Source organism: Nocardia sp. No.11 (assembly GCF_038752175.1).
Lineage (GTDB): Bacteria > Actinomycetota > Actinomycetes > Mycobacteriales > Mycobacteriaceae > Nocardia > Nocardia canadensis.
In genome coordinates, this window is record NZ_JBCGFB010000033.1 from 15,914 (window position 1) to 29,145 (window position 13,232).

The window sequence follows — 13,232 nt, forward strand, 5'->3', positions numbered from 1 at the left end:
GGTGGAAGGTCAGGTGCGGATCGCGGGATCCACGTCGAGCAGCGCGGCGACCTCGGTCCAGCCGGTCGGCATCGCGATCTCGTTGTGTGTGTAGGGAAGTCGCCGGACCACCAGGTGCGCGCCCGCGGCCTGCCACCCGGTGAGCTGGGCGTGCACGCGTTCGGGTTCCAGGCCGTTGTCCGCGCAGTACAGGGCCATCGGGCCGCGGTAGCGCGGTGACGCGGACTCGGTGACCATGCGCAGCAGCTCGGTCGCCGCGTTGCGCACCACTTCCGCCAATTCCGGTGCGTACTCCGCGATTTCGGGCAGCAGCGCGTCCATGCCGGAGGGGTCGGCCAGGGTCGCGGCGGCCCGATCGGTCAGGTTCGACAGCGGATGCGAGTCCAGCAGACCAACGAAGCCGACCTGCTCGCCCTCGGCCTCCAGGATGGCCGCCATCGCGTGGGCCAGGTTGCCGCCCAGTGAGTAGCCGAGCAGGTGGTACGGGCCTCGCGGCTGGATGCGGCGCACGGCGTCGAGGTAGAACCGGGCCAGATCGTCGAGCGTGGGTGTGCGCCTGTCCGGCTCGGTGAGCTGGGGCATCTGCACACCGATGATCGGCCGGTCGGCCCGCAGCAGCCGGGCCAGCGGCGCGTACTTCCAGGCGGTGCCGCCGATTTGGTGGATGCAGAACAGCGGTGGGGCCGATCCCTCGGCGCGCAGCTCCAGCACCGGATCGAGGCGGCTGCCCAGACTGGCGAGACCGTCCGCCGGGCGCGCCGCGGTGGGATCGACCGCGCCGATCCGGGCCGCGAGCGCACGTGGTGTGGGAGCGCTGAAGACGTCGTCGAGGACGGCGGGCAGGTCGGCCCGGGTCAACCGGCCGATCAGCCGCACCGCGAGCAGCGAGTGCCCGCCCTGATCGAAGAAGTCGTCGTCCGCGCCGATCTCGTCGATCGACAGGACCGCGGCCATGGCCTGACGGATCGCGTCGAGCAGGCCGGGTTCGGTCGGCGCCGGGACTGTGGTCGCCGTGGCGGGTGTGTGCGCGGGGACCGCCCCGGGCCGGACGGATTCCGGCGCGGGCAGTTCCTGCCGGGCGATCTTCTCGGTCGCGGTGCGCGGGATGTGATCGAGCACCAGGAAAGCGGCGGGAATCATATACGCGGGCAGCGCTGTTCGCAGCTGCTCGCGCACCGCGTCGGTGTCGAGTACGGTCCCGGACTCGGCGATGAGGTAGGCGACCAGGCGCTGGTCACCCGGGGTGTCCTCGCGCAGCAGCACCACCGCGTGGGCCACTCCGGCACAGGTGAGCAGGGCGGATTCGATATCGCCCAGTTCGACGCGCTGGCCGCGCAACTTCACCTGGCTGTCGGTGCGGCCGACGTACTCGAGCTCACCGCGCGGGTTCCTTCGCACGAGATCGCCGGTGCGGTACATCCTTTCGCCCGTCCCGTACGGGTCGGCCACGAAGGCGGCCGCGCTCAGGTCGGGACGGGCCAGGTAGCCGCGCGCCAGCCGGACGCCGGTCAGGTAGAGCTCGCCGACGGTCCCCTCGGGCACCGGCCGCAGCCGGTCGTCGAGAATGCGGATCGGATCGGCGGGCGCGCCGACCGGCACCGAGGTCGTGTCGGCGTCGACGGTCTGGTGGAAGGTGAAGCCGATCGCGGCCTCGGTGGGACCGTAGAAGTTGTACACGGCGGTGCCGGTCAGCGCGCGCATGCGCTGCGCGGTCGCGGGCGGCAGCACCTCACCGCCGGTGAGGACACAGCGCAGGTCCGTGCAGCCCGAGAGGTCGGCCTCCTCGGCGAGCACGGTCAGCAGGGAGGTCGTCATCCACATCGCGGTCACGCGCTCGGTGCTCATGAGCCGCGCCTGGTAGTAGGGATCGCGGTGCCCGCCCGGCCGGGCCAGCACGATCCGCGCGCCGACGCACAGCGGCAGGAACATCTCCAGGAGCGAGGCGTCGAAGATCGGCGGCGTGCGGTAGAGCATGGTGTCGCCCGGCCCGAACCGGCGTTCGCGGTGCAGCCACTCGAAGGTGGAGATGATCGAGGCGTGCGACAGGCTCACGCCCTTGGGCACCCCGGTGGAGCCGGAGGTGAACAGCAGGCAGGCGGTATTGGCCGGGCGCAGCGGCGCGCGCCGGTCGGCGTCGGTGAGCGCCGCGTCGGCGAATCCGCTGCTGTCGGCCTGGTCCAGCGAGCGCAGCACCATGGCGGGCGCGGCCGTGGCGAGGATCTGCTCGACGCGCTGTGCGGGCTGTTCCGGGTCCACCGGCAGGTACACGCCACCGGCCCGGCAGATCGCGTGCGCCGTGACGACCGAATCGATGGAGCGTGGCATGGCGACGGCGACCACGGTCTCGGGACCGACGCCGCGCGAGACGAGCCACCGGGCAAGACGATTCACCCTGGCATCGAATTCGCCGAAGTCGAGGGTGACGTCCTGCGCGGTGATCGCGGGGGCCGCCGGATCGACGGGCGTTCCCCAGACGGCGAGCGTGTCGCCGTGGGGGACCGGCTGTTCGCCGGTGGGCTGTGCGACGGCGGCGGTCGATGTCGTCGCGACCGGCACGGGTGTGAGCGGTGCGAGGAACATCGCGGGACGCAGGTCGGTGTCGGCGATGACCGCGGTCAGGATCTCGACGATCCGCTCGGCGATCCGGGCGAGCGTGCTGTCGTGGACGGCGGCGCGGTCGTGCCAGATCACCAGCGTCAGCTGATCGCCCGGCGGGGCGATCAAGGTCAGCGGATAGTGCGTGTTGCCGTGGTTGTGGAACTCGCCGCGGCGCAGCTCGTGCGACTCCGGCTGTCCGGCAACGGAATTCGGGAAGTTCTCGAAGGCGACCAGGGTGTCGAACAGTGTCCCGAGGCCCGCGATCCGTTCGATCTCCGCCAGGCCCGCGTAGTCGAATTCCTGCATGGCGAACTGGTTGTCCTGTAGCTCGGCCAGCTGCGCGAGCAGCGCGCGCTCGGGGTCCACGGCGCAGCGCACCGGCACGGTGTTGGCGAACAGGCCGACGATGCCGGCCACACCGGGCAGTTCGGCGGGTCTGCCGGAGACGGTCGCGCCGAACACGACGTCGGCGCGTCCGGTGAGCGCGGCCAGGATCAGTGCCCAGGTGCCCTGGACCAGGGTGTTCATCGTCAGGCCGCGGCGGCGGCCCAGCTCGGCCAGTGCCGTGGACAGCGATGCGGGCAGCGGCACCTGCCACTGCCGGAACTCGCGTGCGCGGCCGGTGTCGGTGCGCACCAGCGTGGGTCCGGCGAGTCCGGCCAGCCGCGCCGACCAGGCCGCGCGGACCGCCGCGCGGTCGCGGGTGCCGAGCCAGGCCAGGTAGTCGCGGTAGGAGGCGGGTGCGGGCAGGTCGTCGCCGTGGTAGGCGGCGAGCACCTCGCGCAGGACGATCGGGGTGGACCAGCCGTCGATCACCAGATGATGGGTGTTGAGGACCAGCCGGTGCGCGTCACCGGGCATCCGGATCAGCGTGGCGCGCAACATCGGCGACCGGTCCACCGGGAAGCGGTGCCGGGTCGCTTCGGCTTCCAGCCGGTCGGCGGCGGCTCGCGCCGTGGGCAGCGGCAACCGGGACAGATCGATCTCCCGCCACGGCATGCCCACCGCACGCGGGACGGCCTGCACGGGCTGGTCCAAGCCCGCGTAGTGAAAGGCGGCGGCCATGGTGGGATGGCGGCCGACGACGGTGTCGAACGCGGCCGACAGCCGTGCGCCGTCCAGCGGACCGTGCAGGTCGACGCGGGCGCTCAGCGCGTAGACGTCGTCGGCTCCGTCGCGAATCGCGTGGAACAGCAGCCCTTCCTGCAAGGGGGACAGCGGCAGCAGTTCGGCCAGCGGACCGTGCGCGGTCTCGAGCGCATCGATCGTCTGCTGGGTGACGGCGAGGCCGGGGGCGTCCGACGGCGTGAGCCCGCCGGGGAACAGCACCGCGTGCGCGGCGAACGCCGCCAGCGCGCGGTCGAAGTGCCGCTGGATGTCGGCGACCTGATCCGCGCCGAGAATTCGGCTCGCCGCGGTCCACTCCACCGCCAGCCGGGCGCCACCCGGCTGCGCGGCGGGGGGTTCGTGTACGAAGACGTTGAGCGAAAGTACTTCCGTGAGCGCCTTTTCCGGCGGTTCCGTCACCGCGAACGCGTCCTGGTCGGGCAGCCGCCAGCCTGCGGTGCCCCCGCCCCCGAAGCGCCCGAGATAGTTCAGCAGCACCTCGGGTGCGCGCCGCCCGGCGAGTCGCGGCACGGTCTCCGGGTCGAGCCAGCGCAGCACGCCGTAGCCCACACCGTTGCCGGGGACGGCCCGCTTGGCCTCTTTGACCGCGCGCAGCAGCCGTCCGGCCACCGCGCCGCCTGCCAGGGCGTCGGCCAGCCCGTCCGGGTCGTCGATCCCGGTGGCGGGTGTCCACACCGGGAACTCGGTGGTGAACCAGCCGATGGTGCCGGCGACATCGGTATCGGCACGCGGGGCTTCGCGCCCGTGTCCCTCGACCGTGACGGGCCTGCCGGACTCGAGCGCTTCGCCTCGCTCGTGCCGCCGGGCGTTGAGTGCCAGCACGAGCGCGGCGAGCAGCACGTCGTCGGTCTTGGCCCGATAGGCGCTGGGCAGCGTGGTCAGCAGCGCCTCGGAGACCTCGGCAGCGGCGAAAGTTCTCGTCCGCTGGGCGCTCTCGACGCGGTCCACCGTGTCGAGCGCGCGTTCGCCCAATGTCGCGACGGTGTCGTCACCGAGCGCGCGCTCCCAGTGCGCCAATTCCGGGCGGTGCGCGCCCACGGCGCCGGACTCGGCGAGCAATGTGGCGTAGCGCCGCCACGAACTGCCCTTCGCCGACATCCGCGCCGGACGGTCCTCGCGCGCCGCCGCACACGCCTCGTACAGTTCGGGCACCAGAATGCGCCACGAAACCCCGTCCACCACCAGGTGGTTGGCGACCAGTACCAGCCGGTCGGCGGTTCCCGGCGCGGTGCGCACCACCGCGGCGCGGATCTCGACACCGGCGGCGGGATCGAGTTCCTCCGACAGTGTGGTCGCCACCGACTCGACCAGCGCGTCCACGTCGCTGCGCGGTGTCGCGGCCTTCGCGCCTGCGGGGTGGAGCCGGTCATAGAACAGCTCGCTGACCAGATCCGATGCGCGGACAGTGCCGACACCGGCGACCTCGAGCCGGTCCGATTCGCCGAGGATCAGGCGTAGGGCGTCGTGGCGGTCGAGCAGGGCCTGGAGGCCGGCGGTCAGGTGGTCGAGGGTGAGGTCCTCGAGCAGAGTCAGGGCGGTCCACTGGGCGTAGCCGGTCACCGCGGCGCGATCGGGGTTCGCCGCGAGCAGCGCGGCCACCATAGGGGTGATCGGAACGGGGCCGGTCGCCTCGTCCGGGACCGAGGCGTCGGCGTGCTGGTCGCTCACCTGGGCCGTGGCGGCGATCGTGGCCAGATCACGCTGGGCCAGCAGTGTTTTCGGCGGGACTGCCCAGCCGAGGGCGCGCAGCCGACTGCTCACGCCGATCGCGGTGATGCTGTCGCCGCCGAGCCCGAAGAAGTCGTCGGTGGCGTTGACCTGGGCCATGCCGAGCACCTCGGCCACCGCGCCGCACAGCGCCCGCTCCTGCTCGGTGCGAGCCGGCCGCCCGGTGGAGGTCAGCTGGGGCGCGGGCAGCGCCGCGCGATCGAGCTTGCCGTTCACGGTGGTGGGCAGGGCGTCGAGCACCACGAGCGCCGAGGGCACCAGATGGTCGGGGACCAGGGTGGTGAGCCGGTGCCGCAGCTGATCGCCGTCGAGCGCGCGCCCGGCCTCGGGGACCAGGTAGCCCACCAGCCGCGTGCTGTCGCCGGACGTGCGCACGGTGGCGGCCGCGGCGGCCACGCCGGGCAGCGCGCCGAGCGCGGCCTCGACCTCGCCCAGTTCCACGCGGTAGCCACGGACCTTGATCTGCGCGTCGGCACGGCCGAGATAGTCGTAGCCGCGGCCGGGGAGCCAGCGCGCCCGGTCGCCGGTGCGGTACATGCGCTCGCCGGCCACGAACGGATCGGCGACGAACCGCTCCGCCGTCACCTCGACCCGGCCGAGATAGCCGCGCGCCAATTGCGGCCCCGCCACATACAACTCGCCGATCTCGCCGTCGGGGACCAGGTGCAGCGCACCGTCGAGCAGATAGGCGCGGGTGCCGTCGAGCGGCCCGCCGACATGCGGCAGCGCGCCGGTCACCGGGGCACTGAGCGCGTCGACCGTGGCCTCGGTCGGCCCGTACATGTTGCGGGCGGCCACCCCCGAGGCGACGATGACCGACCACAGCGCGGGCGGGGTCGCCTCGCCGCCGAGCAGCAGCAGCCCGGGACGGTGCGCGCCGGCGAGCAGCCCGTTGTCGATCAGGGCGGTCGCCATCGACGGGGTGGTGTCGACGACGTCGATGCGATCGGCGCCGAACGCGGCGACCTGCGCGGCCGCGTCCTTCTGGATCTCGGTGTCGTACAGGTGCACTCGGTGTCCGCACCACAGCCACAACAGCTGGTCCAGCGCCGCGTCGAAGGCGAACGAGTAGGTGTGCGCGACGTGCAGCCGGCGCCCGCCCGCGCGCTGGGCGGCCTCGGCGTAGACGGTCGACCGATGGTGGTGCAGCAGCTGGGCCATCGCACCGCAGGAGATCTGCACGCCCTTGGGCTTGCCGGTGGACCCCGAGGTGTACACGACGTAGGCCAGATGCGCGGGCGAGCGCGGCGCGGCGAGCTCCGCGGTGGTCAGCGGACCGTCCGCGAGCCCGGCGACGGCCTCGCGAATGCCGCTGTCCGAGAGCCGGATCAGACCGCACACGACGTCGTGGGTCGCTCGTTCGGCCGATGCCGCGTCGGTGATCGGGAGCGGGGCGTCGGACCGATCGGCGAACACCGTCGTCGCGACCGCGTCGTCGGTCAGGATCAGCACCGGCGCGGCGTCGTCGACGATGTCGGCGAGGCGCTGCGCGGGGTGCCCGATGTCGAGGACCAGGTAGGCCGCGCCCGCGTGCCGGACCGCGAGCAGCGCGACGACCAGGTCCACGGTGCGCGGGAGCGCGATCCCGACGATGTCCTCGGGGCCGACGCCGAGGCTGCGCAGGTATCGGGCCAGCCGGTGCACGCGGGCGCCCAGGTCGGCGGCGGTGAGCCGGTGGGCGCCGGCGACGAGCACGATGTCGTCTCCGCGCGCCGCGACCATGCTGTCGAAGACCTCCACCGTGTCCACCGCGCGGCCGGGCAGCGCGGCGCCGGCACGCTCGACAGCGATGCCGTCGCTGATCTCGTTCCGGTACAGGGTGATCGCGCCGATCGGGGTGTCCGCTCCGTCGACCAGTGCGGTGATCAGCGTGACCAGCGCGGCCATCCGCCGCCGGGCCGTGGTGGCGTCGAGCGAGCGGGCGTCGACCTCGAAGCCGAGCTGGATCCGGTCCTCCGACAGCGGGGTGACGGTCAGGCCCAGGTCCTCCGGCGGGCCTCCGGCGACATTGCGCAAGGTGCCGGTGGCGCCGTCGAAGTCGAGCGCGAAGTCGAACGCCTTGAGGTTGATGCCGATGCCGTGCAGCAGCGCGCCGGTCTGGGCGCCGCCGAATTCGCGAGCCAGGTCCTCACCGCGGAACCGCTGGTGCGCGCGCATCTCCCGCAGCGCGTCGGCCACCCGCTTGCCCAGGTCGCCTAGGCGATCCTGGCTGGAAACCGCGATCCGCAGCGGCAGTACGTTGACCGCCATGGACGGGGTGGTGAGGGCGGTCTTGCCGACCCGCGCCATCACCGGCAGGGCGATGATGACATCGGTCTCGCCGAGCAGCCGGTGCACGAACCCGACGTAGCCGGCGACGAGCACATCGGCCCAGGTGATACCGGCGGCGGTGGCCGCCTCCTTGATGCGGGCCACCGCGTCGGCATCGAGGACGGCGCGGGCCTGGTGGGTCCGCTCGACCACGCCCTCGGGCGCGCGGCCGCGACCGTCCAGCGGCGGCAGCGGGGTCAGCCGGTCGCGCCAGTAGTCGCGATCGTGCTGATGTGCCTGGCTCGCCCGGTATTCCAGATCCTCGGCCACCAGCGTCTCGATCGAGCCCCACCGCAGGCGCGGCACGTCACCGCCGCGACGCAGCGCGGTGTAGTGGGCGGCGACCCGGCGCGAGACCATGGCCGCGCTGTAGCCGTCGATGATCAGGTGGTGGTAGAGCTGGATGCACCACACCTCGGTGTCGGTGAGGCGCAGCAGCGTGTAGGTGTAGAGCTGCCGGTCGACCATGGCGCGGCAATAGGTGGCGGAGCGTTCGCGTTCGGCCGCGACCAGCCGGTGCGCGGCCGCGATCGGGTCGGCCTCGCCACGCAGGTCGACCAGCGGACGCAGATCGGGTTCGTGCTCGGTGATCCGCTGGCGCGGGCCGTCCGGGGTGTCGGCGAATCGCAGTCGCATGGTGTCGGTTTCGGCGATGGTGCGGCGAATCGCGGTGTCCAGCGCAGCGACATCGAGTGGCTCGGGTCCGGCGATCTCGAGTACCTCGCCGACCAGGTAGCTGAGCGAGTCGGGATCCAGGCGCTGGGCGTTCCAGATGCCCAGTTGCGCTCCGGTGAGCGGTAATCCGGGAGTTTCGGCGCTTACGTCGTCCCGTTCCACCGAACTCACAACGACTCCTTCATCAACGTTCTCGACCCCCGCGCGCAGGCGATCCCGGCCGGCGAAGAGCGCAGCGGGACGCGGCGGAGGTAGGTTAGCCTAAGTTTATTTCTAATGGCGGAATGTGGCCCGCGTCACCGCATCCGGCGCGGTACCGATGACGCGGGGCCTGGTCAGGCGTCTGCTTCGATCCGGGCCGGATCGAGGTGACGCAGCAGCTCCGCGGTGCCGGTGACCGCCCCGCATCGCCGCGCGACGTAGTTGAGCGCCATCACGTGCTCGTCGCGGCTGAAGTCCGCGGTCGCGTCGTGGACGAGGAACGGGCGCACGTCGCTCATGAAGGCCTCGGCGGCACTGAGCATGCAGCCCATGTGGGTGTAGACGCCGGTGACCAGGAGCTGATCGCGCTGGTAGTAGGCGAGCAGCTCGCGCAGGTCGGTGCGCTGGAACGCCGAATACCGCCACTTGGTCACCTGGATGTCCTGCGGTTCCGGGGCGATGGCATTGATGACGTGGGTGTCGGCCCCCTCGGCCATGCCGCTGCCCCAGAAGTCGGCGAGGATGCCACGCCGGGAGGGATGCTGGTTGCCGGGTTGCATGGTGTAGATCACCGGGATGCCCAGCTCGTGGCAACGGTCGCGCAGCAGGGCGATGTTCGCGATCAGGGTGCGGGCGGGATCGCGGTGCACGTCGTAGGCGTCGAGGAAATACTGCTGCATGTCGTGGATCAGCAGCGCGCAGCGCCCGGGCTCGGCGGTCCAGTCGACCTGGCCGGCGGGGACCTCGTCGGCGCCCGGCATCGGATAGGGCGCGATCGGGGGGATAGGCATAGCGGTCTCTCGTTCGGGGGAAGTCGGCCTCAGCCGACGGTGACGGGCAGATCCGCGATACCGAGCGGACCGAGGATGCGCTGGAACTTGCCGGTGGTCTCGGCCAGTTCGGCGGCCGGATCGGATTCGGCGACGATGCCGCCGCCCGCGTGCGCGAGCAGCGTGGTGCCGTCGGCGGACAGCTCGGCGCAGCGGATGCTCACCATCCACTCACCGTTGCCGTCGGCATCGCACCAGCCGACCGCGCCCGCGTAGAAGCCGCGCTCGCCCTCGAGTTCGGCGATGAGCCGCGCGGCCGCGCCGGTGGGCGTGCCGCAGATCGCGGGGGTGGGGTGCAGGGCCGCCGCCAGCTCGAGCGCGGAGGGACCGGCCGGCGGGACCGTCGCCGAGATCGGCGTACCGAGGTGCCACATGGCGGGGGTCTGGGTGAGTTCCGGTGCGGGCGTGCGCACTTCGGCGCAGCGGTCGCTGAGCACGGCCGAGACCTGATCGACGACGTAGCGGTGCTCGGCGTGGTCCTTGGCCGAGGCCAGCAGCGCGTCGGCGGCGGCCCGATCGGCCGCGGCGTCGTCGGCCACCCGGCGCGCGGAACCGGCCAGCGGATGACTCAGCACCTGGTGGCCGCTGCGGCGGGCCAGGATCTCCGGGCTGGAACCGACGAGATGGCGGCCGAGATGGCGGCCGCCGGCGGCGGAGAGGTCGACCAGGAAGCCGTTGGACTGCGGATCCGAGCCCACCATCAGGTCCAGGATGTCGTGCGGGCGGACGGGTCGCGCCGACACCGCGCGAATAGCCCTGGCCAGCACCACCTTCCGGATCGGATGTGCCGGATCGCCGAGGAGCTCGACGGCGCGGGCGACCCGCCGCTGATGTTCCTCCGGATCGGGCACTGCGGCATCGATCTCGAAGTGGGGGACCGAGGTGCGCGGGTCCGGCGTGTGCGGTGCCTCGACGACGCGCACCGACTCCGGCGCCCACAGCGCCGTGGGTGCGCCGGGGGTGAACGGCAGGGCGCCCACGATATGGCTGATCCGCCCACTGCGCAGGGCGGTGACCGCGTCGTGCGCCGAACGGAAGATCGTCCCGCCCCCGGACGCGGACACGGTCCGCCGTGGACGGGACAGCACGAAAGCGGGGTCTGAACTGTCGGTACTGATGGTGATCACCCTTTCGGTCACATGTCGAGCGTTGCGCCACCGTCGACCCGCAGGTCGTGCATGGTGATGTGGCGGGCGCCCTCGGACGCCAGGAAGTGGACGGTTTCGGCGATATCCGCGGGAGCGGCGATGCGGCGCAACGGGATACCCAGCCGGTAGACGGTCGGGTCGCCGTCGAGCAGCGCGGTCTCGGCGGCCGCGTCGATCCGATCGCCGCCGAACATCTCGCGCAGCATGGCGGTGTCGGTGGAGCCGGGGGAGACGAGATTGACCCGCACGCCCAGCGGGGCGACCTGTAGGGCCAGGGCTTTCGTGTAGGCCGTCGCGGCGGCCTTCGCCGCGCCGTAGGCGGCCATGTTCACCCGGGGCATGGCGGCGGCGTTGGAGGAGACCACGACGATCGAGCCGCGCCCGGCCGCGACCATCTCGGTGGCGGCGCGCTGGGTGACCAGCATGGTGGCGGTGGCGTTGACGGTCAGGCAGCGGGTCCACTCGGCGGCGTCGAGTTCGAGCGCGTTGCCGCCGACCATGACTCCCGCCGCGTGCACGACCACGTCGGCGGGCCCGTGCGCGGCGCCGAATCGGTCGAACGCGGTCCGCACGGCCTCGGCATCGCAGACATCGACTTCGACGCCGTGCACGGATTCGGCCGCGTCCCAAGCTTTGTCACGCCCACCCGCGACGGCGCGGTCGACGGCGCGCTGGGCGAGGTCGGCGGCGACGGCGTGCACCGCGCTCTCGCGGTCCCACAGCGACAGCACTCGCGCCTCGGCGGCGAACCTGGCGGCGATCGCGGCGCCGATCCCCCCGGCCGCGCCGGTCACGACAACGGTCTGCCCCGTGGAATAGCCCTTAGACATGAGGTTAGCCTAACCTGAATCGGACGCCGGATGGTTACCTTCCCTCAGAACATCCGACGGGCAGTTCCGCAGATCCGCTGGAAAGAGGTGCTCGACTTGACCGCTCCCGTACTCCCCGGATTCACTCCGTGGCCGCCTGAACAGGCGCAACGCTATCGAGAGCAGAACCTTTGGGCCGGTGAGACATTCGGCGATCTGCTCGCCGCACGCGCGGCCGCGACCCCCGACCGGATCGCCGTCGTCGACGCCGCGAACCGCTGGACCTACGCCGAGCTCGCGCACCGCGCGGGCGCCCTGGCGACCGGTTTGGCCCGCCTCGGGCTGACGCCGGGCGACCGGGTGCTGGTCCAGCTGCCCAACCGCGCCGAATTCGTCGAGGTGATCTTCGCGCTGTTCGAACTGGGCGCGCTGCCGGTGTTCTGTCTGCCCGCCCATCGCGGCGCCGAACTGGTGCCGATCGCCAGGGCGGCGCGGGCGCGCGCCATGATCACCTGCGCGACCCACCAGCGCTTCGACTACGCGGCGCTGGCGGAGTCGGTGCGCGCGGAGGTGCCGAGCCTGCGGCACGTGCTGCTCGTACGCGACGAAACCGGGCCGGTGCGGGGCGAGGGTGTCCACGATCTCGCCGACTTCCGCGACACGCCCACCGAATTGCCGCGCGTCTCGGCGAGTTCGGTTGCGTTCCTGCAACTCTCCGGCGGCAGCACCGGGATTCCGAAGCTCATCGCCCGCACCCACGACGACTACCTCTACAGCGTCCGGCGCAGCGCCGAGATCTGCGAACTCGACAGCGACACGGTCTATCTCGCCACTCTGCCGGTGGCACACAACTTCCCGATGAGCTCGCCGGGCATTCTCGGGGCGCTGTGGGCGGGCGGCACCGTCGCGATGACACCGGACCCCACCCCGGCGACGGCGTTCCCGCTGATCGAGCGGTTCGGCGTCACCATCACCGGCCTGGTCCCGCCGCTGGCCCGGCTGTGGACCGAGCGCGCCGAGGCGGGCGATACGCCGGATCTGTCCAGCCTGCGGGTACTCCAGGTGGGCGGCGCCCGCTGTCAGGAGGAATTGGCCCGCCGGATCGGGCCCGCGCTCGGCGTCACCCTGCAGCAGGTGTTCGGGATGGCCGAGGGCCTGGTCTGCTACACCCGGCTCGACGATCCGATCGAGGTGGTGGTGAGCACCCAGGGGCGGCCGATGTCGGAGTTCGATCGGATCGCGGTCGTCGACGACGACGGCGCCGAGGTGGCGCCGGGCGCCCAAGGCAATCTGATCACCCAGGGCCCGTACACGATTCGCGGCTACTACGACAATCCCGAGGCCGACGCGCGCAGCTTCACCGCCGGGGGTTGGTATCGCACCGGCGATATCGTCTCGGTGCGGCCCGACGGCAATCTGGTGGTCGCGGGCCGCGCCGGTGACTGGGTGAACCGCGGCGGGGAGAAGGTGTCGGCGGAGGAACTCGAGGCGCACCTGCTCGAGCACCCCGACGTGCGCGAGGCGGTGATCGTCGGCACGCCCGATCCCGTTCTCGGCCAGCGCATCTGCGCGTTCGTCCAGCCCGCCGACCCGGCGCGGCGGCTCACTCTCACCTCGGTGCGCTCGTTCGTGCGGGGTCGCGGGGTCGCGGCCTGGAAGATGCCCGACGCGGTGGTCGTGGTCGACCGGTTCCCCGAGACGGGCGTCGGCAAGACCAGCCGCAAGGAGCTGCGGCGATTGCTGGCCGGCGGCGCGCACGGGAACTGAACCGGCCCGGGGGGGGGGGGGCCGCCCCCCCCCCCCCC

Annotated in this window: 5 protein-coding genes; 1 reads left to right on the plus strand and 4 read right to left on the minus strand. The window is 72.2% G+C overall.

The genetic code is table 11. The features are described from left to right. Positions 1–9: 9 nt before the first annotated feature. The 4 genes from V8688_RS13080 to V8688_RS13095 form a co-directional block, all read right to left on the minus strand. Complete coding sequence (locus tag V8688_RS13080) at positions 10–8,610, minus strand: amino acid adenylation domain-containing protein (RefSeq protein ID WP_342800885.1); 8,601 nt, start codon at positions 8,608–8,610, stop codon at positions 10–12. Between the two features lie 164 nt (positions 8,611–8,774). Further along, a complete protein-coding gene (locus tag V8688_RS13085) occupies positions 8,775–9,431 on the minus strand; it encodes an isochorismatase family protein (RefSeq protein ID WP_342800886.1) in 657 nt (218 codons plus the stop codon). Positions 9,432–9,460: 29 nt separating this feature from the next. Then, a complete protein-coding gene (locus tag V8688_RS13090; RefSeq protein ID WP_342800887.1) occupies positions 9,461–10,534 on the minus strand; it encodes a chorismate-binding protein in 1,074 nt (357 codons plus the stop codon). A 71-nt stretch (positions 10,535–10,605) separates the two neighbouring features. Then, entirely contained in the window at positions 10,606–11,448 is an 843-nt protein-coding gene (locus V8688_RS13095) for an SDR family NAD(P)-dependent oxidoreductase (RefSeq protein ID WP_218720941.1), read from the minus strand. A gap of 87 nt (positions 11,449–11,535) precedes the next feature. Between V8688_RS13095 and V8688_RS13100 the strand changes: the two genes are divergently transcribed. Next, on the plus strand, positions 11,536–13,194 hold the full coding sequence (locus V8688_RS13100) for an AMP-binding protein (protein WP_342800896.1): 1,659 nt from the start codon (positions 11,536–11,538) through the stop codon (positions 13,192–13,194). Positions 13,195–13,232: the final 38 nt, after the last annotated feature.